The organism is Halorientalis pallida, from assembly GCF_004118325.1.
Classification (GTDB): Archaea; Halobacteriota; Halobacteria; order Halobacteriales; family Haloarculaceae; genus Halorientalis; species Halorientalis pallida.
Genome location: NZ_RDFA01000004.1, coordinates 115,798 through 137,593, shown reverse-complemented (window position 1 = coordinate 137,593; position 21,796 = coordinate 115,798). Strand labels below are relative to the sequence as shown.

Below are 21,796 nucleotides of genomic sequence, written 5' to 3'. Positions count from 1 at the left end.
CGTACACAACACAGCAATGACACACGAGACGTTCACCGGCGTGTTCCCCGCGATGACCACGCCGTTCCACGAGGACGAGAGCATCGACTTCGAGACACTCCGCGACCACGCACAGTGGCTCGAACAGCGCGGCGTCGACGGCGTCGTGCCCATGGGCACCACCGGCGAGAGCGCCACCCTCTCACACGACCAGCACGTCGAGGTCATCGAAGCCGTCACCGACGCCGTCGACGACGTCCCCGTCATCGCCGGTTCGGGCAGCAACAACACCCGCGAGGCCCTGCACCTCTCCGAACGCGCCGCCGACGCCGGTGCCGACGGCCTCCTGCTCATCTCGCCGTACTACAACAAGCCCGAGCCCGCCGGCATGGAACATCACTTCCGGCAGGTCGCCGACGCCGTCGACCTCCCGCAAATCATCTACAACGTTCCCTCCCGAACCGGACGTAATATCGCCGTCGAGACCGCCGTCAACCTGGCCGACCACGAGAACATCGTCGGCTACAAGGCCGCCTCCGGCGACATGAACCGCATCACCGAGGTCATCGAGCGCACGCGCGAGGAGAACTTCGAGGTCCTCTCCGGTGACGACGCGATGACCCTGCCGATCATCGCCACCGGCGGGAGTGGTTGTATCTCCGTCTCCGCCAACGTCGAACCCGCGCGGACCTGCGCGCTGGTCGGTGCCGCCCTCTCGGGTGACTACGAACGTGCCCGCGAGTACCACCACGAACTCGGCGAGCTCTTCCGCGTCCTGTTCACCGAGAGCAACCCCATCCCGATCAAGGAGGCCATGGCGATCCGCGGCCACTACGACTCGGGCCGGATGCGCTCGCCGCTCTCGCGGGCCACCGACGAGACCCTCGACGCGCTCCGCGCGGTACTCGACGACCTCGACGACGGAACCGCCCCCGAACCGGCGGAGGCCCAGCGATGACACGGGTCGCAGTCAACGGCGCGGCCGGTCGGATGGGCGAGACCGTGATCGAGACCGCGGCCGACCGCGACGACGTGAGCGTGGTCGTCGGTTTCGACGTAGACGGCGTCGACGAAGTACAGGGCGTGCCCGTCGTCGACGCCGGCGAGGCCGCCGACGCGCTCGCGGAGTACGACGCCGACGTGGCCGTCGACTTCACCGTCCCCGAAGCCACCCTGTCGCTGGCCGAGGCCTGCCGCGAGGCGGGCGTCGGGATGGTCGTCGGCACCACCGGCTTCGACGAGGACGGCTTCGCTGCGCTGGACGACACCGCCGAAGACGTGCCGCTCCTGAAGGCCACCAACTTCGCCCGCGGCGTCCACGCACTCCTCCGGGCGATCAGCGAGGCTCTGCCCGCGGTCCCCGACTACGACCTCGAGCTGATGGAGACCCACCACAACGGGAAGATCGACGCGCCCTCCGGGACGGCCAAGACGATGCTCGAAACCGTTCAGGAAGAGCGCGACGTGGAACCCGTCTACGGCCGCGAGGGCCACGCGCCCCGCGACGAGGACGAGATCGGTGTCTTCGCGCGCCGAGCGGGCGACATCCGCGGCGAACACGAACTGATCGCGGCGGGCAACGACGAGGTACTCTCGTTGTCCCACCACGCCGAGGACCGGAGTGTCTTCGCGGCCGGCGCGCTCGACGCCGCGGTCTGGATCGAAAACCAGGAACCCGGGCGGTACGACTTCGGGAACGTCATCGACCAATGAGCCTGCAACCCGAGATCGAAGACCTGTGGAATCGCTACGACGACGGCCTCACGGCCGAAGACGCCACCGCCGAGGACGCCGACACGCTCGACGCGTTCCTCGAAGCCCTCGAAGCCGGCGAGGTCCGTGCGGCCGAACCCGCCGGCGACGACTGGCAGGTCAACGAGTGGGTCAAGCAGGGCATCCTGTGCAACTTCGGCCTCCGTGAGATCGAGTCCCGCGAGTACGGCGACGTGGCCTACCACGACGTGCTCCCCCTGCGTGACACCGCCGATATCGGCGAGCGCGGCTCCCGGAACACGCCCGACGGAACCGTCATTCGACGCGGTGCCTACGTGGGTAGTGACGCGATCATGATGAGCCCCTCTTTCGTCAACATCGGTGCACACATCGGCGACGGCACGCTCGTCGACTCCTGTGATACCGTGGGCTCGTGTGCGCAGATCGGCGAGAACGTCAAGCTGGGCGCGAACACGCTGATCGGCGGCGTCCTCGAACCGGTCGAGGACGACCCGGTCATCGTCGAAGACGGCGTGTCGCTGGGGGCGGGCTCTCGCGTCACCTCCGGGTTCCGCGTCGGCGAGAACTCCATCGTGGGCGAAAACACGCTCCTGACGCCCCGCATCCCGGTGTACGATCTGGTCGAGGAGCAGGTCCTGTACGGTGAACTGCCGCCGGAGCGCCGGGCGTTCGCCCGCTACGTCGAGTCGTCGGTCAGCGACGAGGACCTGATTCCCGGCGCGGCCTACAAGCCGGCGGTCGTCGCGACCGACATCGAGACAGAAACCCTCGAAGGCACCGAGCGCGAAGACGCCCTGAGAGAATGACGGCCGGGTCCGCGGTCCGCCGGCTGTCCACCTGGGACGCCGAGCGACTGCGCGGCCTGGCCGAGGAGTTCGCGACGCCGCTGTACGTCCTCGACCTGGATCGGGTTCGCGAGAACGCCGCCCGAATCCAGGCTGCGTTCGACCGGGAAGAGATCAGTTACGCCGTCAAGGCGAACACGACGCGGCCGGTGCTCTCGACCATCGAATCGACCGGCGTCGGGGCCGAGTGTGCCTCCGCGGGCGAGGTCGAACGTGCCCTCGCCGCCGGATTCGACGGCGCGGACGTGCGTTACACGGCCGTCAACCCGCCCGCCCGGGACCTCGACTACGTCGTCGACGCCGCGGCCGACCACGACCTGATTGTGACCGTCGGCGCGGCCGACACCCTCGATGGACTCGCCGAGCGCGGCTTCTCCGGCCGGCTCTGCATCCGCGCCAACCCGGGTGTGGGCGCCGGCCACCACGAGAAAGTCTCGACCGGCGCGGCCCCGAAGTTCGGCGTCCCGCTGGATCGGGTGCCCGACCTCGCCGCCGAAGCAGTCGACCGCGGGTTCGACCTCGTGGGTCTGCACGCCCACGCCGGGAGCGGTATCTCCGGCGAGGACCTCCAGGCCCACCGCGAACTCGTCGCACGGATGGGCGAGCTGGCGCGAAGCGTAATTGCCGACGTGGGCAGTATCGACTTCGTCAACGTCGGCGGCGGGCTCGGGGTTCCGTACCACGAGGACGAGGACCCACTCGACCTGGACGCAGTAGCGACGGCGACCCGCGACGCGTTCGGTGACGTGGACGCCAGGCTTGGGATCGAGCCCGGCCGGTACTTCGTCGCGGACGCCGGCGTCTTGCTGACCCGCGTCAACACGGTGAAATCGACGCCCGAGACGGCGGTCGTCGGCGTCGACGCCGGGATGACGACGCTGGTCCGGCCGGCGATGTACGATTCCTACCACGCGATTCGTTCGCTGGCTCCCGAGGCAGCCGACCGCGAGACGGTCTCGTCGACCGTCGCCGGCCCCATCTGCGAGACCGCGGACGTGCTGGGCGAGGACCGGCCGCTGCCCGACCCCGAGCGGGGTGACCTGCTCGCAGTGGGCAACGCCGGAGCCTACGGCTACGAGATGAGCAGTAACTACAACTCCCGGCCGCGGCCGGCGGTGGTTGCCCTCGACGGCGACGACGCGCGGCTGGCGGTTCGTCGGGAAACGGTCGCGGACATCACAGGACTGGAAACATGGTCGGAGTAGAGAAATACCACGGCACGGGCAACGACTTCATCATCGTCGACGCGGCCGAGGACGTCCCGGACCGCCGGGCGTTCGCGGCCGAACTCTGCGACCGGGAGACCGGACTCGATCACCCCAACGCGCGGAAACGCGGGGCCGACGGCGTCCTCTTCCTGGCGCTGGAATCGGAGTACTCCCCGCCCAGGGTCGTGATGACGCTGGTCCAGCCCGACGGCAGCGTCGCGGCCATGTGTGGCAACGGCGCGCGCTGTGCGGCCAAGTGGGTCGCCGAGCGCACCGGCTCGAACGAGGTCATGATCGACACGCAGGCCGGCACGCGCCGCGCCGAGATCGGCGACCAGGGCGTCACCATCGAGATGGGCGCGCCCGCGTTCGATCCCGCCGGGGTGCCTGTGGCCGGTGACGAACCGCTCGTCGAACGCGAGGTCGAGGGTCTGACCGTCACGGCGGTCAACACCGGTGTCCCCCACGCCGTCGCGTTCGTCGACGACGTGACGACGGTCGACGTGGAAGCCGTCGCGCCCGCCGTCCGGGACGCCGACGTGTTCCCCGAGGGCGCGAACGTCAACTTCGCGGCGCCCCGTGCCGATAGCGAGGACACCGACGGGACGGTTCGCGGGTTCGACCAGCGGACGTTCGAGCGCGGCGTCGAGGCCGAGACCGACTCCTGCGGGACGGGCGCAGTGGCCATCGTCGCCGCTGCCGAGCGCCTCGGGGAGGTACAGCGGGGCCAGCGCGTCCCGGTCCACCCGCCGGGCGGTCGCCTCGTCGTCCAGCTGACCGAGCGCGACGCACTCCTGCAGGGGCCGGTCGAGCGCGAGTACACCGGCACCGTCACCGTCGTCGACCCGTCGACCTTCGACGTGGAACTCGACGGCGTCACGGGTGACGACTGATGGCGTTCGACCCACTCGGGTTCCACGAGACCGCCGTCGGTATCGAGTCTCACGAGGACGTGACCGAGATGCGCGAGTTCCTCCTCGAGACGCTCGAAGACGAGGGCGTCGACCCGCGCGTCGACGACGCCGGCAACACGCTGGCCACGCGGACGGCCGAGGGGAGCGGTGACGGTGGGACCGACGGCCCACACATCGTCCTCAACACACACATCGACACGGTGCCGCCCCACGTCCCGCTCGAAATCGACGGCGAGGTCGTCCGCGGTCGCGGGTCCTGCGACGCGAAGGGGCCGCTCGCGGCGCTGTTGTCGGCGTTTCTGGACGCCGAGATCGGATCGGGACGGCTGACGCTGGCGGTCACACCCGACGAGGAGGTATACTCGACGGGCGCGGCGGCGCTGGATCTGGACGCGGACGGCTACGTCGTCGGCGAGCCCACGGGACTGGACATCTGCAACGCCGCGAAGGGACGATTCGAGGGCACAGTCGAGATCGAGGGCGTCGCGGCCCACGCCGCCGAACCCGGGAGCGGCGTGAGTGCCATTCGTGCGGTCGCGCCCGTCCTGCAGGCGCTCGAATCCTACGACGAGACGGTCGGCCCGCCGGAACACGACTCGCTCGGGCGGCCGACGCTCGAACCCACCGTGATCGAGGGTGGAGCGGCCACGAACCAGATCCCAGCCGAGTGTGCGATTACCGTCGACCGTCGGAGCGTCCCCCCGGAGACCCAGCAGGGCTTTCGCGAACAACTGGAAGCGCACCTCCAGTCGTGGATTCCGGATTCGATGGGACTCTCCTTCCAGTACACCGAGCGGGAGACACCGTTCCTCGAAGCGTTCGCGACGCCCGAAGACAGCGACGTGGTGCGTGCGTTCCAGGACGCCAGCGCGGGCGAGGTCCGGCCGTTCGGGGCCGCGACCGAGGCCTCCTACTTCGCGGCCGACGCGCCGACGGTCGTGTTCGGGCCCGGCGTCCTGGCCGACGAGGACGGTGCGGTGGCCCACGCCGAACGCGAGTACGTCCGCCGTCCCGAGGTCGAACGGGCCGGCGAGATCGCGACGGCGGCCGTCGCGTCCCTGCTCGACTGACCGGGACGCGTCTTTTTTACCGGGGCGGTCGATCCACCGACGTGGCCTACGACGTGACGACGCTGGCGCTCGTGTTCGCCGCCGTCTTCGCCGGTGGGTTGGTCACCGGCGTCACCGGATTCGGGTACGCCATCGTCGCGACGGCGACGCTGGCCTCGCTGCTGGAGCCCCGGACCGCCATCGTCGTGGTCATCCTGCCGATCCTGGCCGCGAACCTCTCGCTCGTCGGTGAACTCGACCGCGCGGGAATCCGTTCGTGCGTCCGACGGTTCTGGGCGTTCGTCGCCGCCGGCGCGGTCGGGACCGTCGCCGGAATGATCGCCCTGACGCGGATTCCCGCCGCACCGCTGTCGGTCGGGCTCGGGCTGTTCACGCTGGGCTACGTCGTCCTCACACAGCCCTGGCTCGACCTCCCGGGCCAGCGGCGGGTCGAGTCGGTCTGTCTCGTCGAGACCCACGCCCGCAAGGGCCTGCTCGGCGCCGCCGCTGGCCTGGTGTTCGGCGCCTCGAACGTCGGCGTCCAGGTGGTCGCGTACCTGCGGTCGCTCGACCTCGATCACGAGACGTTCGTCGGCGTCGTGGCGATGATCTTCCTCGGCGTGGGCGTCGTCCGCGTCGCGACCGCCTGGGTCCTGGGCCTGTACGGGTCGTCGTCGCTACTCGTCGTCTCGGCGGCCGCCGCGATCCCCGGCCTCGTCGGCGTCACCGCGGGCAAGCGACTCCGACCGCTGATCACGCCACGGATCCGGACCGCCGTCGTCTACACCATGCTGACGGTCATCGGAGTCCGCCTCGCGGGCACCGGGCTGGGCGGGCTGTGAGCGAAGAACCGAAAGGCGAATTGTCCCTCCGGCGACTGGAATTTCCAGTCCTGATAGCGCCCGGCAGCCGGGCGGCAGACGCCCGTCAGACGCCGCGTAAACGCTTTTGTCGGCGGATCGGAGAGGTACAGGTATGGCAATGGCACAGCGGCGACGGTTCGACGCGGAATCGATCGGGCGAGCGGGGGCGCTGATCGCGACCTGCACGCTCGTCCTGACGGCGAGTTTCCTCGGATTGGTGGCGCTGGTATCCGGCGAGGCGGTCGGACTGAGTGACCGGCTCCCGGCGTACGTGCTGGGGATGGCGACGGCGTTCGTCGGCGCAGTGTTGATCGCGGAGACCCAGGGGCTCGACGGGCGGACGGTCATCGCCGGTGCGGGCACGGTGGCGCTCGGGACGCTGGTCGTCCTGACGCTGGGCGGTGAAGGCCTCCTGCACGCGATCCGGAATCCCGGGGCGCTGGTCACATCGCACCTGCTCTTTTACTTCTTGGCGGCGGGGATGATCGCCACTGGCTTCGGCTACTGGGCGATCAACCACTGGCAGGAACTGTCGGTCCGGCCCAAGACCGGCTTCGGGCGCTGACTACCCGAGCAAGGCGTTCAGCAGACGGGACTCGACTTTTCTGAGGATCTCGCCGACGGTGCCGGGAGCCACGTCGACCGCTTCGGCGATGTCGTCGTAGGTGACCTGGCGCGGTGTGTCGTAATAGCCCATATTGACGGCAATCTCGGCGACCTCGCGCTGGCGGTCGGTGAGCCGCGAGAGGAGACGCTCGTTCTCGGGGGCGTAGTCGCCGAGCTTCTGGAGTTCGACCGTGATGCCGTCGGGGACGGCGTCCATCGCCTCGCGGATCTGGTTCTCGTCGCCGACGATCGTGAGCCTGATCCCGCCGTTGCTGGCGAACTCGATGGGGAAGTCCGGCACGATCTGGTAGGTGTGTGGCAGTTCCAGCAGGCCGGTGAGCATCTCGTTGGATTCGAGGTGGGCGTAGGTGATGATCCGGTCCTGCATCGGCGAGACCTGATAGGTGATGAGCTCGGGGACGTACTCGGCGGCGAGCTCGATGACATCGCGGTCGCCGCTGAGTTCGTACATCGTCGTCACCGTTCCGTCGTCGAGCAGCTCCATCTGGAGGATCCGTTCGTTCTTGATCCCCGGTGCCTGCTGGATGCGCCGCTCGATAGGGTGGATCCACCCCCGATCCGGCGTCAACAGGCCCTCGACGTATCGCATTTGCTCAGTGATTGCGCCCGACCAGCATATGCGTTTGGTACCGACAGCTCGCTGTCAGTCGTCCAACTCCTCGACCAGTTCGTCGCCCACGCCGACGTACCCGGCCGGCGTCAGTTGGGTCAGTTCCTCGCGCACGTCCTCGCTCACGTCCAGATCCGCGAACAAGTCCCGGAAGTCCTCGATGGTGACCCGACGGCCCCGCGTGAGTTCCTTCACCCGCTCGTAGGCGTCGGTGTGACCCTCCCGCCGGAGGATCGTCTGGACGGCTTCGCCGACGATTTCGGGTGTGGAGTCCAGCTCCTCGCGCATGACCTGCTCGTTGGGAACGACCTTCTCCAGTCCGCGTTCGCACTTTCGGTAGCCGATGAGACAGTGGGCGAGCGCCGCGCCCATGTTCCGCTTGACCGTCGAGTCCGAGAGGTCCCGCTGGAGCCGCGAGGTGGTGACGTAATCGCCGAGAAACACCAGATCGGAGTTGGCCTTCGAGAGGTTGCCCTCGCTGTTCTCGAAGTCGATGGGGTTGACCTTGTGTGGCATCGTCGACGACCCGGTCTCGCCGGCGGTGGCCTCCTGGCCGAGGTAGCGGTCCGAGACGTAGAGCCACACGTCCACGTCCAGATCGAGGAGGACGTTGTTCGCGCCACGGAGCGCGTCGAACAGCGCTTCGAAGTCGTCACAGGGGTTGACTTGCGTGGTCAACTCGGTGTGTTCGAGACCGAGACCGGTGACGAACGACTCGGAGACGGCGGGCCAGTCAACGTCGGGGTAGGCGGCGTCGTGGGCGGCATAAGTGCCCGAGGCACCGGCGAGCTTGCCCGAGAGGCCGTCGGCGGCGCGTTCGATGCGGCCCAGCGCCTTGCCCAGCCGGGCGGCGTAGACGGCCATCTCCTTGCCGAAGGTTGTCGGCGTGGCGGGCTGGCCGTGCGTGCGGGCGAGCATCGGTACGTCGCGGTGGTCGTGGGCCATCTCGGCGAGCGCGTCCCGGACGTCCCGGAGTGCGGGCACCAGCACGTCCGCGACGGCGGGCTTGACGAGCAGGCGGTGGGCGAGGTTGTTCACGTCCTCGCTGGTGAGGCCGAAGTGGATCCACTGGGCGGCGTCGAGACCGCCGGGCAGGTGTTCCCGGACGAAGTACTCGACGGCCTTCACGTCGTGGTTGGTCGCCGAATAGTCGTTCCAGCCCTGCGTTTCGAGGGCTTTGACGATCTCGGCGTCCTCGGTGTCGAACTCCTCGTAGAGCGCTCGCAGGTGGTCGCGCTGGTCGGGGTCGATCTCCAGTGGCGTGGCGTCCAGATCGGCGAGCGCCAGCAGGTACTCGACCTCGACCCGGACCCGGGCACGGATCAGCGCCTGCTCGCTGGCGTAGGGAACGAGCGGTTCGGTGTAGCGGGCGTACCGCCCGTCCAGCGGCGAGACGGCGGAAAGCGGACTGCGGTCTGTCATACCCGTCGATGGGCGAGGCCAGCCCAAAGGGATGTCGAAGCCCGCCGGTCAGGCGAGCTTCCGGTACACTCGCAACAGCACGGAGACGGCGACGCCCAGCCCGGGGATTCGGGTCGACAGCGCTGCCGCCCCCAGCAACAGCGCGCCGGCTTTCGGTCGGCCGCGGGCGAACGCGACCATTGCGTCGACCAGCGTCGAGACGATTCCGAGGTCGCGGGCACTGCCGCCAGTGAGCTGTGTCATCACGACGACGAAGGGCGACACGATCAAGACGCTGGTGCCTGCGAGTGCAAGCTTCTACCGGGTCGACCAGTTCGAGCGGTAATTACACAAAATATAATTATCTTCCACTCTCCGAACGTTGTAAGATTGTCCTGGCCGAATTAGAAACAATGATAAGCAACGAACGAAGATTTGCCATTGGGGAAACTAATCACCCCAAGTGTGGTTCACTCCACTCTCACTCTCCCTTGTCCCCCCAACACCCCCCACATCTCTCCCCCCACATTCCCTCTTCGGGACGCGAACCGCGGAGTCACGGCTGAGCGATTCGCAACGCCTTTGCGCCCGGACCACCCCCCTCCGCACATGAAGCTAGCGGGCATGGCCAGCAACCGCGGCCGCAATTTACTGAACGTCCACGACCTGGCACCCGGCGGGGCCGAACTCGCCGTCGTCCTCATCAACTCCGAAGACGCGCCGGTCGTCGAGAAAGCCCAGAAACGGGGGATTCCGACCGAAATCGTCGTCCAGCGCGACGACGAGAGCCGACGCGAGCACGAGGAACGCGTCGTCGCGGCCCTCGAGGACTACGACTTCGACCTCGTCTGTCTCGATGGCTACATGCGCGTCCTCTCGGACACCTTCCTCGACCCGATGCCGACCACGCTGAACGTCCACCCCTCCCTGCTGCCCGCCTTCCCGGGCATGGACGCCTGGGGCGACGCCCTGGAGTACGGCGTCGACGTGGTGGGCTGTACCGTCCACGCCGTCACCAACGCCGTCGCCGAGGACGGTTCGCTCGTCGAGGACGAGGTCGACGGCGGTCCCGTCGTCACGCAGGAACCGATCCCCGTCTACGACGGCGACGACGCCGAGGACCTCAAAGAGCGCGTCCTCTACCGGGGCGAGATGAAAGCGTACCCGCGGGCCGTCAAGTGGTTCGCCCAGGACCGCGTCGAGATCGACTGGGCGGCTAATCAGGTCCACGTCGCGGACGACACCGGCGGCGACTTCCCCGAGCGCCGGGTCACCAGCGAGGACCGTCACGCCGACCTGCGCTACGGGGAGAACCCACACCAGGACGCGGCGCTGTACGCCGACCGGACCTGTGAGGAAGCCAGCGTCGTCTCCGCCGACCAATTGAACGAGGGCGCGAAGGGGATGTCCTACAACAACTACAACGACACCGACGCCGCCCTCAACATCGTCAAGGAGTTCGACGACCCCGCGGCCGCGGTCATCAAACACACCAACCCCGCGGGCTGTGCGACCGCCGACACGCTCGCCGAGGCCTACGCCGACGCGCTCGCTACCGACCCGAAGAGCGCCTTCGGTGGTATCGTCGCGCTCAATCGGGAGTGCGACCAGGAGACGGCTGCACAGATCGTCGACTCGTTCAAGGAAGTCGTCGTCGCCCCTGGCTACACCGACGACGCCCTCGACACCCTGTTCGAGAAGGAGAATCTTCGCGTGCTCGACGTGAGCGACAACTACGACGTGACCGAACCGGTCACCGAGAAGGACCTCGTCGGCGGCACGCTCGTCCAGGAACGGGACACGCAGGCCCCGGCTCGCGAGGATCTTGAAGTGGTCACCGAGCGCGAACCCACCGACGAGCAGATCGAATCCCTGCTGTTCGCCTGGCAGACGATCAAACACGTCAAATCGAACGCCATCCTCTTCGCGAAAGGGACGGAGACGGTCGGCGTCGGGGCCGGACAGGTCTCCCGCGTCGACGCCGTCGAGATCGCGAAGATGAAAGCCGAGAAAGACGCCGAGGGCAAGAGCGCCGACGGTGCCGTGATGGCCTCGGACGCCTTCTTCCCGTTCCCGGACGGCATCGAGGCCGCCGCCGAGGCCGGCATCGAGGCGGTCGTCCAGCCCGGTGGCTCGGTCAACGACGAGGACGTGATCGAGGCCGCCGACGAACACGATATGGCGATGGTCTTCACCGGCTCTCGGGCGTTCCGACACGACTGAGCGGCTGACTGCTCTGGTCCTCGGGACAGAATCGAAGCCCCGGGAAGATCCTGGGGCGGAACACTGGCCAGGGTACGGACCCTGACTCGACAGGCCCGCCCGGCCAGCGATCGCAACTCGAAGTCGAAACCGAACTTGCAGGCCGATCAGGCGTAGGCCGACATGTCGGTCATCTCGTAGCCGACGATGAGCTTCATTATCTCCTCGGTGCCGTCGGGGATCGTCATCGTCTGAGCGTCGCGGTAGTACCGCTCCAGCGGGTAGTCGGTCGAGAGCCCGTTGCCGCCGTACAGTTCGACACCGTGGCGGGCGGTCTCGACGGACTTGTCACAGGCGTAGCCCTTCGCGAGCGAGGAGTACATCCGAGACTCGTCGTCCGCGTTCGAGAGCTTCTCGACGGCCTCGTGGGTCAGCAGGCGCGAGGTCTCGACGTTGGCCTTCATCTCGTAGAGGCGGTTCTGGACGAGCTGGTGCTGAGCGATCGGCTTGCCGAAGGTCTCGCGGTCGGTCGCGTACTCCAGCGCGTCCTCGTAGGCCGCCTGCTGGATCCCCACGGCCATCGCGGCCATCCCCGTCCGCATGAACGAGAAGATGGCGTTGAGCGGCTTGTGGGAGAGGAATAGGTCGACCATCTCGTTGGGGAAGGGGAGCGCTTCCGCGAGGTCGCCGTGTTCGAGGATCAGGTTGCGGATGGCGTTGCTCAGCTTGTTGTCCTCGGGCACGCGCACGTCGTCGAAGAACATCTGACCGGTCGGCGAGCCCTTCCAGCCGAGTTTGTCCAGCTTGCGCGTGTCGAACGGTGAGTTCTCCTGATCGACGATGAACATGTCCTGGGCGTCGTTCTCCTCGTCCCAGGCGACGATCATCGTCAGGTCACAGATCTGGGCGTTGCTCACCCAGGTCTTCTCGCCGTTGATGACGTACTCGTCGCCGTCCTTCCGGGCGACGGTGTTGGGCTTGCTGGAGTGACTGCCCGAACCGGGCTCGGTGACGCCCAGCGCGCCGATGGCTTCGCCGCTCTCCAGTTTATCGCCCAGCGCGTCCTGGGTCTCCTCGCTCGCCCAGTTGGCGAACATGGCCGGGAACGACATGTTGAGCATGACGTTCAGGCTCGGCCAGACGCGGGAGATCTCCTCGGAGCCGATGACGTAGTACTTCAGGTCGCCGAAGTAGTCCTGTGCGGTCTCCTGGTCGAAGCCGATCCCCAGCTTCCGGAGGTCGCGCAGGTAGCCGACGGCTTCCTCTTTGGTCATCTCCTGTTTGTCCAGTTCCTGCACGTCCGGTTCGATCTCGCTCTCGAGGTAGTCCCGGAGCGAGTCACGGAACATCTCGTGTGTCTTGTCGAATTGCATGTTGTCGTTTCCCCCATGGCGGCACCGACGCGGCACACGTCGGCGGCCAGGTTAGCAGAGCGTTATCGTGGAACGTCGTAATGCCTACCCCGTCACATACGAGGTAGCTTTATGTCCGAGACTGGTTGCCACAAACGTAATGGGCTGGCCGTCGTAGCTGGCCCCACATGGATCGACCGAACCTCCAGGGGCGGGTCCCCGACACGCTCACCTCGCGGCTCCCGGGTGGGGAGTCCGATGGACCCGGGGACGCCACGGGTGGATCGAGCGTCGACGATTCGGCCCCCGACACCGACGGCTCCGACTCCCGTCGACTGACGACGGTGCTCACCCTCTCCGGGCTGGGGCTGGCGGCGCTGGGCGTCGCCCTCCGCTACGTCCTCGACAGCCGTGGGGCTGGCGAGGTCGACGACGAGCCAGACCGCGACGGGCTGGACCGCGACCAGGACTTCGAGGGGAGCGTCCAGGTCGTCGGCGACACCGGAGCCATCGACGTTGCCGACGGGGCAACGAGTGACGCGACGACTGAGGAGCGCAACACGGACGAAGACGAGCGCGACGAGTCGACCGCCGACACCAGCACCGAGCAGGAGACCGACGTGGCCGTCGAGACGTTCGGGGCGGATCGAACCGCCGACGAAGACGACGGTGACGGCGTGGAGATCGACGACGGCGACGCGGAGACCGAACGGGAGGGGCCGCCGCGGGTCGCACCGCTGGTCGGGATGGTCGCGCTGGTCGGAATACGCCTGTTCGTCGAGCGCGTGCGAAAACGGGACGAAGCGTCCCCGGACGACGCCGCCGGTCAGTTGTAGGCCGAGCGGCCCGTAATCTCCTTGCCGACGATGAGTTTCTGAATCTCCGTCGTGCCGTCGGGGATCGGCATGACGCGGGCGTCACGGAAGTAGCGTTCGAGGCGGTTCTCGGTCTTGAGGCCCTCGCCGCCCATCACCTGGATGGCGTTCGAGGTGGCCTCGTGGGCCTTCTCGGCGGTGTATCCCTTGGCCATCGAGGTGAGCAGGCGCGCGTCGCTGGAACCGTTCTCCAGTGATTCCAGGGCCCGCCGCGAGAGCTGCCGGGACGTCTCCAGGTCGACCCGGATGTCGTAGAGCAGTTCCTGGACGAGCTGGTGTTCGGCGATGGGTTTGCCGAAGGTCTCCCGTTCCTGGACGTAGTCGACGACTTCGTCGTACGCCGCCTGCATGATGCCGACGGACATGAACGACATCCCGGTCCGCATGAACGAGAACGTCGCGTTCAGCGCCTTCTGGTCGAAGAACAGTTCCGCGACCGAGTCCGGGAACGGCACTACGTCGGTCAGCTGGTTCCCGTCGCGGATCGCGTTGCCGATGATCGCCGACAGCTTGTTGTCCTCGGGAACGCGGACGCCGTCGAGGTACATCCGCCCGTTGTTGACGGCTTTCCAGCCGATCTTGTCGAGTGTCTCGGCCTCGTAGTCCGAGTACTCGCGGTCGACCAGGAACATGTCCTGGGCGTCTGCCTCCTCGTCGTGGGCGACGATCAGCGACACGTCAGCGATGGGCGCGTTGCCGACCCAGGTCTTCCCGCCTTTGAGGACGTACTCGTCACCCTCCTTGTGGGCGACGGTCCGGGGCTGAGCGGTGTCCGAGCCCCCCTCAGGTTCAGTGACAGCGAGCGAGCCGATACACTCGCCGGTCTCCAGTTTCGAGAGCTGGTTGGCCCGCGTCTCCTCGCTGGCGAAGCGGACGAACTGGGCGGGAAAGCCCATCAGTAGCCCCACGTTCAGACTCGGCCAGTAGTAGCTGATCTCCTCGGAGACGATGGCGAAGCGTCGCAGGTCCCCGAAGAACTCCTCGACGGTGTCGGGGCTGAACCCGATCCCCAGCTCTTCGAGATCCTTCATGTACTTCACCATCTCGTCGCGGGTGAACGGTTCCTGATCGGCTTCGTCGACGACTGGCTCCACTTCTCGCTGCAGGTACGACCGCAACTCCTCCCGGAACGCTTCCTGTTCTTCGGTCAAGTGCATAAGTAATCGTGTTTATTCGGTGTGTCGGCTCGGAGTGTCGGTCACGACACTCGGTGTCGATACGTAGTTCCGGCCCTCGACGGACCGAATCGCGTTCGCTGTCCCGCGTGCCCGAGACGGTGTCCACGTGCCGCGCCCGCTGGACCTCGGGGATCCCCTGATCGCGACGCTGGCGGCGTCAGTTCGGGACGTTGTCCGTAATCTCGCCCATGACGGAGGCGAGCTGGGTGCCCTTCTGGACGGACCCGTCCAGTTCGTACTGTTGCTGCATGAAGCCCTGCACCGGGTCGATGCCGCCGGTGATGAGGCCGGTCAGCGTGTCGGCGGGGCCGGTCAGCGTGAGGTCGGCGTCCGAGACAGTGCCGGAGCCGCCGGTGATGGTCTCCTCGCTGGCGTTGACGTCGAGGTGACCCTGCATCGGGCAGTCGTCGGCCTCGAAGTTCGCCGTGATGTCGGCGGCGATCTGATCCTTGATCTCCGGGTTCTCCTCGACGAGCATGTTGACGCCCGTCCAGAGCAGGTCCTGGAACTGGTCGCCGGCCTCGGGCTCGTCCTCGTAGAAGCTCGCGATGTCGATATCGCCCATGCGGCCGATGACCTGCGCGAACAGTTCGGGGTTCTCGCCGATGAGTTCTTCCTCCTGCCCGTCGATGTCGTCGAGCAGTCCCGGCAGGTCCTCTTTGAGCTGTGCTTCGTCCTTGTCGAGCGTTTCTTCGACGCGTGTGATGAGTTCGTCTGACATAGTTTCGCCCATTCCCCACCGGCACCCTGTGGCCGATGGCTACCTCCCTGTTCTTGCGCTATCCCCCTGAGGGTACCCCGTCGTATGTGAGGGGGGTTTATATACGAACTCGGAACCCGTTCGATTTGTTGAACAACACGAAGGAAATTTACACGCTGATCGCTCTGAAACCGGACAGTATGCGCGAAGAAAATATTCGGAGTGGGACAGTTAGAACAGGAAGCGCTTGTCCAGGTCGCTGGCGACGTCGGTCATCGTCAGCGCGGCGTCGGAGTACTGGAGGATCTTCTGCATGTCGCCGTCCAGTTCTAGCTTCCCGGACATGATGGCCTCGACGACGTCGAGGTCGCCGTTGACCAGGTCGACCCACTGGTCGAAGTCGCCGGTCAGGACGAATCCGTGGTCGCGCTCGTCGAGCGTGTCCATGGTCGTCGTGTCGTAACAGCCACCGTCTTCAAGACCGATCCAGGCGTAGACCGTCCCGTCGTCGGTGACGTTCTCTTCCAGTTCCGTGAGCAGGTCGTCCATGATGTCCGGCATGACGCGGCGGAGTCCGGGCCAGACCTTCTCGGGCGCTTCCGAGATCTTCGTCTCCAGCAGTTCCTGGGCCGCCCGCTCGGGGAGCGGCCCGTCGCGGGCTTCGATCCCGTCGGCGACGTCTTCGGGCGCGTCTTCGAGGACGGTCTCCAGCGTGTCCTCGGGCAGTTGGGTGATCCCCTGTTCGAGGGCCTCCCAGACCTCCTCGGGGAGGTCGTTCACCGTTCGCTCCTCGATCGGGAGGTTCAGCATCTCGAAGACGAAGTCGCCGTTCCAGCCGACGCCCCAGCCCTCGCCGGTGTCTTCGAGTTCCTGACTGTCGTCGAGTGCGTGCTGGTACCTGGTAAGCCATGCCGTGGTCGGGAAGTAATCGTCGAGTTCGAACTGTTGTTCCTGTGTACTCATAGGTATCACCCCGTTGCGCGGTCACGCGTCCCCCAACTGGGTGCCCGCCAACGGATCCACCCAAACGGACACCGGAGATATCAAAAACATTTCCCCCGTCAATGTGAGGTTATTTAAATACTGTGTAGTGCCGAAAGCTAGGCTCAGTAAGTCACTCGACGCCGGCGTCGAAAGCCACCGAAAGTCGATAAAACAGTCGTCTCGGCCGACCTAGAGGATGTCCATGTCGCCGCCGAACATGTCGCTCTGGGTGTCGGTCTCGATGGTGCAGTCCGACTTGGGATAGGTGATACAGAGGAGGGCGAACCCGTCGTCCTCCTGCATCGGGTCGAGTGCCGCGCCTTCACTCTGGTCGATCTCTCCCGCTTCGACCGTCCCGACACAGGAGGTACACTGTCCCTTCCGACAGGAGTAGGGCAGGTCCAGGCCGGCCTCCTCGGCCGCGTCGAGGATGTATTCGTCCTCGTCGACCGAGAGGGTGATCTCCTCGCCCTCGTGTTCGAGGGTCACCTCGTGGGTCCCGCCGTCCGTGACGGGTTCGTCGGTCGTGTCCTCGCCCGTGTCTGCCCGCCCGCTCATAGCTCCTGGCGAAGCTTGTACATCTCCAGCGCTTCGAGTCGCGGATCGTTGTTGGTGTCCTCGTTGTCGCTGGCGGCCGCGCCGGCGACCCCCTCGTTGTTGGCCCGGCCCGTCCCCGAATCGAGGATGTAGGCCACTTCTTCCTCGACTTTCTCGGGGGGCATCCCGAGGTCGTCTGCTGCTTCCTCGATGGCATCGTCGATCTCGTCGTCCGATGCGGTGAACTCCGCACCTTCGATGTCTTTGAGTTCCGTCATGATCAGTCACCCGCCATCTTGGCCGAGTAGATGTGGTCGTACTTCTCGATGACCGCCTCGTAGTCGCTGCCCTGTGCGTCCTCCATGGCGTCGGCGGCGGCCTGCATGAACTCCGTGGCGCTCCCAGCGTCCAGGTCGAGCGTGTCGAACATCATGTCCCCGGCCAGCCGCGCACCGCGGTTCACGAGTTCGTCGAAGTCCACGTCGAGTGGGTCGCCGACGGACTCGGTGATGAAGTAGGCTGTGTCCGTGATGTAGCCGATGTCTTCGACGGCCTGCTCCCAGATGGCGTTCTCGACGCCCTGGTACGCCGGAACCCCGTCGCGTTCCTTCTCGATGAGCTCGTTCAGCACTTCGAGCCCGAAGGTAATGTGTCGGCCCTCGTCGGTACTGATGAACTGGAAGCCCTTGTTGAGCAGCTTGAGCGGGGCTTCCTGCATCATCCGGTTCTTGGCGAAGTAGCCACCCCGGGCGAGGATTCCCTCGACGCCGATGTGGTAGTTCGTCGCCGCGCGGGCGATGTCGGTCGGGTCACCGCCGTCGGCCGCCTGTGCCTGCAGCGTCCCCTGGCGCTCGAACATCTCGCCCGCACCGCAGGCCTCGGTCCGGGGGATCTGGATGCCCCCGCGACGCGTGTCGAGCTCGTACTGCGGGAACTTGTCGACCATCACGTTCGTCAGGTACAGGTCGAAAAACTGCGTGTGCTTTGCCTCCTCCAAAGCCAGCGCGGAGGCGAACATCTCCTTCTCGATCGACCGGTCGAACCACGGCGAGGACACCGTCTTCATGATGCGACGGGCGTCCTGTGCGACCGCGTGTTCGCCGTCGATGAAGTACGAAATGAGCCGCGCCCACTGCTCTTTCTCGTTGTCGTCGAGCGAGTTCCAGACTTCCCGGTCCTCCTCGAAACCGACCTTGTGCATCAGCTTCTCGGCGTCCCACGTCCCCAACTCGACCGACTTCTGGTACAGTTCGTAGTACGTATTGTCGGTATCAATTCGCCCCGCTTTGATCTGATCAGTGCTGGCGTCCATACCCACGAGACGGTACAACAGACAGGTGGATACATATACCCCCGATAATATGAGGAACTTTTTAACAGCGGGTTCGACGCTGGAATCAGCCGTCGAGCCACCGATACAAACGCGTGTGTGATAATACCACTGCAACCACGACGCGTCTCTTCCACTCGTCTGTCATCATCGAACAGGACGTTCAGCGCCTGTGACTCCCGTTACCGGGCCCCTCACCTCACATCACTGCCGAACCCCTTTTGTTCCCATGGCTGGAACTGGAGGACATGCGGGAGTTCAACATCGTCCTCCGGACGGAGGACGGAACGTACAATCCGCTCGACGAGGCGATCGTCGAGCATCCCGAGTTAACCCGCGAGGCCGCGCTCCACTTCGATCTGATGTCCGACGGGACGAGCGTCCTGCTCTATCACCTCACCGGTGACGCCGACGAACTGGAGGCCATTCTGGAAGACGAGGAGAGCGCCCTCTCCTACGACGTGTTCGACGTGGCGGACGACGGCGTGCGCGCACACGTTCGCTTCGCGGCGAACACGGTCCTCTCGGCGATGATCCAGCTCATGGACGAGTACGACCTCATCATCGACCCGCCGGTCGACATCGACGACGACGGCGGCCTGCACATGAGCGTCGCGGGCGACTTCAAGAAGATCCGCGAGGCCGCACGGATGCGCCCCGGCGATCTGGACATCGAACTCCAGGAAGACGATTCGGGACCGGTCGATCGCGTCGACGTCACGACGCTGTTGACCGAGCGCCAGCTCGAGGTCCTGGAAGTCGCCCTCGCGAAGGGGTACTACGAGATTCCCCGGCAGGCGACCAACGAGGACATCGCCGGGGAATTGGACTGTTCGACCAGCACCGTCGGCGAACACCTCCGGAAGATCGAGTCCCGAATCATCTCACAGGTCGGGCCCGACTGACCGCAGAGGCCCGAGTCCGACAGTCTAAAGCGCGCCGCTGTGTTCGGACGCGATATGGAGTTCCACGACGCGGCGAACTTTCTGTTCGACCTGCGCCGGTACCCGCCGCGGCCGGGCACGACGGCGACGCGGGACTTCCTGGCCCACCTCGACGACCCACAGGAGTCCGTTCGCGCGGTGCAGATCGCCGGCTCGAACGGGAAGGGCAGCACGGCGCGGATGACCGAACGCGTCCTCCGCGAAGCCGGACTCGACGTCGGCCTCTACACGTCTCCCCACCTCGACGACGTCCGCGAACGCGTCCGGATCAACGGCCACAAACTCACCGAACGCGCCCTCGTCGAGTTCGTCGACGACGCCAGGCCCTACGTCACCGACCGCGCGGCCGACGGGGACGCTCCCACCTTCTTCGAGACGCTCACGGTGATGGCGCTGTGGGCCTTCCGGCGCGCCGACGTGGACGTTGCCGTCCTGGAAGTCGGCATCGGCGGCCGCCACGACGCCACCAGCGTCGTCGACCCCGTCGCCAGCGCCGTCACGACTGTTACCCTCGAACACACCGACCTGCTGGGCGACACCGTCGCCGAGATCGCTCGCGACAAGGCCCACGTCGCTCCCGACGACGCACCCCTCGTGACGGGCACGACCGGTGACGCTCGCGAGGCCGCCCGCGACGTCGCCGGCGACCTCTACACCGTGGGCACCGACGCAGACGAGGACTGCACCGTCGCCTACGGCGGGCGCGACGGACTGGAAGCGGCCGTCTCGCTCGACGGTGGCGACTGGTCGGTCGACACCAAACTGCCGCTGCTGGGCGAACACCAGGCCCGCAACGCCGGGGTGGCGGCTGCGCTGGCCCGGCAGGTCGCGGACCTCGATCGGGACGACATCGCACGCGGCCTGCGCAACGCCCACTGGCCCGGTCGGTTCGAGGTGATGGGACGGGACCCCCTCGTCGTCCTCGACGGCGCACACAACCCTGGTGGGTGCGCCGCCCTCGCCGACACGCTCGACTCGTTCGACTACGACGACCTGCACGTCGTGATCGGCGCGATGAGCGACAAGGACCACCGCGGTATCGCAGCCGCTCTGCCCGACGCCGAGCACGTCGTCGCCTGCGAACCGGACCTCGGCCGCGCCGAGGACGACGACGTGCTCGCACGCGCGTTCGAGGCCCAGGGCGAGGCCACCGTTGAGACCCGCAGCGACGTGGCCGGCGCGTTCGAGCTGGCCCGCGACGCCGCCGGTCCCGACGACTGCGTCCTCGTGACCGGCTCGCTGTACTGCGTCGCGGAAGCCCGAGCGGGCTGGACCCGTCCGACGGTGCCAAAGCGCGTCGACTCGGTCGCCGAGGCCCGCGAGACGCTCTCGGCCGCCCACGTCACCGACGCCGGCGCCTGGCGGATGGGCGGGAAGGGCGTCCACCGCGTCCTGCGAACCCGTGTCCAGCCACGGCAGGCCCAGTACCTCAAAGAAGAGATGCTCTCGCTGGGCGGGGAGTGTGCCGTCTCCGGGCTGGTCGATCAGGACCGCGAGAACGTCGACGCCGTGTTGATGGGGACGCTCGCGCAGTTCAAGCGCCTCGCCGGCAAACTCGACGGCCAGCCCTACGGCCTGTCGCCGCTGGCCGACGAGTTGCGGGCAGCCCTGGAGATCGAGGGCCACGGCCCCGACGAGCTCGGTTACCCCTGGGAGGACGGGACGGCAGTCATGGGCATCCTCAACGTCACGCCCGACAGCTTCCACGACGGCGGGGAGTACGAGGCCGTCGAGGCCGCCGTCGCCCGCGCCGAGGAGATGGTCGACCACGGCGTCGACATCGTCGACGTTGGCGGCGAGTCGACCCGGCCCGGAGCCGAGCCCGTCCCTGCGGCCGAGGAGATCGACCGCGTCGTCCCGGTGATCGAAGAAATCAGCGACCTCGACACCACTATCGCGGTCGACACGCGCAAGGCGGCGGTCGCCCGGGCGGCCCTAGACGCGGGTGCGGATATCCTCAACGACGTGTCCGGCCTCGAAGACCCGGAGATGCGGCTGGTCGCGGCCGACCACGACGTACCCGTCGTCGTGATGCACAGCGAGGAGACGCCGGTCGACCCCGACACCGACCGCGAGTACGACGACGTGGTCACCGACGTCGTCGACGAGGTGACCGAACGCATCGTCCTGGCGGAGAAGGCGGGGCTGGACCGCGAACAGATCATCGTCGACCCGGGCATCGGGTTCGGGAAGTCCCCCGCCGAGGACTTCGAGTTGCTCGGTCGGATCGACGAGTTCAGAGCGCTTGGCTGTCCCGTCCTCGTGGGCCACTCTCACAAGTCGATGTTCGGGCGGATCGACCGGGGTCCCGACGAGCGGCTGGCCGCGACCGTCGCGGGGACGACGCTGGCCGCCGAGCGCGGGGCCGATATCGTCCGCGTCCACGACGTGCAAGAGAACGTCGCCGCCGTCCGGGCGGTCGAAGCCGCCGACGAGTCGCTCGACGTCGACGAGTGACGGCGGT

22 protein-coding genes are annotated in these 21,796 nt (G+C 66.8%); 12 read left to right on the top strand and 10 right to left on the bottom strand.

Features of this window, described 5'->3' with window-relative positions:
* Positions 1 to 16 precede the first annotated feature (16 nt).
* The 8 genes from dapA to EAF64_RS12225 all read left to right on the top strand — a co-directional run bounded on the left by dapA (position 17) and on the right by EAF64_RS12225 (position 7,157).
* On the top strand, positions 17 to 937 hold the full coding sequence (dapA, locus tag EAF64_RS12260; protein WP_129069287.1) for a 4-hydroxy-tetrahydrodipicolinate synthase: 921 nt from the start codon (positions 17 to 19) through the stop codon (positions 935 to 937).
* Entirely contained in the window at positions 934 to 1,692 is a 759-nt protein-coding gene (dapB, locus tag EAF64_RS12255; RefSeq protein WP_129069286.1) for a 4-hydroxy-tetrahydrodipicolinate reductase, read from the top strand. The genes dapA and dapB overlap by 4 nt, the downstream gene beginning before the upstream one ends.
* A complete protein-coding gene (locus EAF64_RS12250) occupies positions 1,689 to 2,519 on the top strand; it encodes a 2,3,4,5-tetrahydropyridine-2,6-dicarboxylate N-succinyltransferase (RefSeq protein WP_129069285.1) in 831 nt (276 codons plus the stop codon). The genes dapB and EAF64_RS12250 overlap by 4 nt, the downstream gene beginning before the upstream one ends.
* A complete protein-coding gene (gene lysA / locus EAF64_RS12245) occupies positions 2,516 to 3,763 on the top strand; it encodes a diaminopimelate decarboxylase (RefSeq protein WP_129069284.1) in 1,248 nt (415 codons plus the stop codon). Before EAF64_RS12250 ends, lysA begins: the two co-directional genes overlap by 4 nt.
* Positions 3,751 to 4,659, top strand: coding sequence for a diaminopimelate epimerase (dapF, locus tag EAF64_RS12240; protein WP_129069283.1), 909 nt, complete (start codon positions 3,751 to 3,753; stop codon positions 4,657 to 4,659). Before lysA ends, dapF begins: the two co-directional genes overlap by 13 nt.
* Entirely contained in the window at positions 4,659 to 5,750 is a 1,092-nt protein-coding gene (locus EAF64_RS12235) for a M20 family metallopeptidase (RefSeq protein ID WP_129069282.1), read from the top strand. Before dapF ends, EAF64_RS12235 begins: the two co-directional genes overlap by 1 nt.
* A 41-nt stretch (positions 5,751 to 5,791) precedes the next feature.
* Entirely contained in the window at positions 5,792 to 6,571 is a 780-nt protein-coding gene (locus tag EAF64_RS12230) for a sulfite exporter TauE/SafE family protein (protein ID WP_129069281.1), read from the top strand.
* Between the two features lie 133 nt (positions 6,572 to 6,704).
* Positions 6,705 to 7,157 carry a hypothetical protein gene (locus EAF64_RS12225; protein WP_129069280.1) on the top strand — a complete coding sequence of 151 codons (453 nt, stop codon included), beginning with the start codon at positions 6,705 to 6,707 and terminating at the stop codon, positions 7,155 to 7,157.
* Here the strand turns inward: EAF64_RS12225 and EAF64_RS12220 are convergent, their stop codons facing one another.
* The 3 genes from EAF64_RS12220 to EAF64_RS12210 are packed head-to-tail and all read right to left on the bottom strand — an operon-like array spanning position 7,158 to position 9,494.
* Complete coding sequence (locus EAF64_RS12220) at positions 7,158 to 7,808, bottom strand: helix-turn-helix domain-containing protein (protein ID WP_129069279.1); 651 nt, start codon at positions 7,806 to 7,808, stop codon at positions 7,158 to 7,160.
* Positions 7,809 to 7,862: 54 nt separating this feature from the next.
* On the bottom strand, positions 7,863 to 9,251 hold the full coding sequence (purB, locus tag EAF64_RS12215; protein WP_129069278.1) for an adenylosuccinate lyase: 1,389 nt from the start codon (positions 9,249 to 9,251) through the stop codon (positions 7,863 to 7,865).
* A gap of 48 nt (positions 9,252 to 9,299) precedes the next feature.
* Complete coding sequence (locus tag EAF64_RS12210) at positions 9,300 to 9,494, bottom strand: hypothetical protein (protein WP_129069277.1); 195 nt, start codon at positions 9,492 to 9,494, stop codon at positions 9,300 to 9,302.
* Positions 9,495 to 9,839: 345 nt separating this feature from the next.
* Here EAF64_RS12210 and purH point away from each other — a divergent pair, with 345 nt between their 5' ends.
* Complete coding sequence (gene purH, locus EAF64_RS12205; protein ID WP_129069276.1) at positions 9,840 to 11,453, top strand: bifunctional phosphoribosylaminoimidazolecarboxamide formyltransferase/IMP cyclohydrolase; 1,614 nt, start codon at positions 9,840 to 9,842, stop codon at positions 11,451 to 11,453.
* A gap of 146 nt (positions 11,454 to 11,599) precedes the next feature.
* Here purH and EAF64_RS12200 read toward each other — a convergent pair whose 3' ends face one another.
* Positions 11,600 to 12,805, bottom strand: coding sequence for an acyl-CoA dehydrogenase family protein (locus EAF64_RS12200; RefSeq protein WP_129069275.1), 1,206 nt, complete (start codon positions 12,803 to 12,805; stop codon positions 11,600 to 11,602).
* Positions 12,806 to 12,972: 167 nt separating this feature from the next.
* Here EAF64_RS12200 and EAF64_RS12195 point away from each other — a divergent pair, with 167 nt between their 5' ends.
* Entirely contained in the window at positions 12,973 to 13,620 is a 648-nt protein-coding gene (locus tag EAF64_RS12195; protein WP_129069274.1) for a hypothetical protein, read from the top strand.
* Here the strand turns inward: EAF64_RS12195 and EAF64_RS12190 are convergent.
* From EAF64_RS12190 to EAF64_RS12165, 6 genes are all read right to left on the bottom strand, one after another.
* Positions 13,611 to 14,816 carry an acyl-CoA dehydrogenase family protein gene (locus EAF64_RS12190; RefSeq protein ID WP_129069273.1) on the bottom strand — a complete coding sequence of 402 codons (1,206 nt, stop codon included), beginning with the start codon at positions 14,814 to 14,816 and terminating at the stop codon, positions 13,611 to 13,613. The genes EAF64_RS12195 and EAF64_RS12190 overlap by 10 nt on opposite strands.
* 178 nt (positions 14,817 to 14,994) lie before the next feature.
* Positions 14,995 to 15,558 carry an SCP2 sterol-binding domain-containing protein gene (locus tag EAF64_RS12185; protein ID WP_129069272.1) on the bottom strand — a complete coding sequence of 188 codons (564 nt, stop codon included), beginning with the start codon at positions 15,556 to 15,558 and terminating at the stop codon, positions 14,995 to 14,997.
* A 210-nt stretch (positions 15,559 to 15,768) separates the two neighbouring features.
* Positions 15,769 to 16,500 carry an SCP2 sterol-binding domain-containing protein gene (locus EAF64_RS12180; protein ID WP_129069271.1) on the bottom strand — a complete coding sequence of 244 codons (732 nt, stop codon included), beginning with the start codon at positions 16,498 to 16,500 and terminating at the stop codon, positions 15,769 to 15,771.
* Between the two features lie 210 nt (positions 16,501 to 16,710).
* Positions 16,711 to 17,079, bottom strand: a complete 369-nt coding sequence (locus tag EAF64_RS12175) for a 2Fe-2S iron-sulfur cluster-binding protein (protein WP_129069270.1) — start codon at positions 17,077 to 17,079, stop codon at positions 16,711 to 16,713.
* Positions 17,076 to 17,336 carry a hypothetical protein gene (locus EAF64_RS12170; RefSeq protein WP_129069269.1) on the bottom strand — a complete coding sequence of 87 codons (261 nt, stop codon included), beginning with the start codon at positions 17,334 to 17,336 and terminating at the stop codon, positions 17,076 to 17,078. Before EAF64_RS12170 ends, EAF64_RS12175 begins: the two co-directional genes overlap by 4 nt.
* Before the next feature lie 2 nt (positions 17,337 to 17,338).
* Complete coding sequence (locus EAF64_RS12165) at positions 17,339 to 18,370, bottom strand: ribonucleotide-diphosphate reductase subunit beta (protein ID WP_129069268.1); 1,032 nt, start codon at positions 18,368 to 18,370, stop codon at positions 17,339 to 17,341.
* A gap of 266 nt (positions 18,371 to 18,636) precedes the next feature.
* On the opposite strand from EAF64_RS12165, the gene EAF64_RS12160 reads away from it, so the two are divergent.
* Complete coding sequence (locus EAF64_RS12160) at positions 18,637 to 19,293, top strand: helix-turn-helix domain-containing protein (RefSeq protein ID WP_129069267.1); 657 nt, start codon at positions 18,637 to 18,639, stop codon at positions 19,291 to 19,293.
* A gap of 54 nt (positions 19,294 to 19,347) precedes the next feature.
* Complete coding sequence (folP, locus tag EAF64_RS12155; protein ID WP_129069266.1) at positions 19,348 to 21,789, top strand: dihydropteroate synthase; 2,442 nt, start codon at positions 19,348 to 19,350, stop codon at positions 21,787 to 21,789.
* Positions 21,790 to 21,796 lie beyond the last annotated feature (7 nt).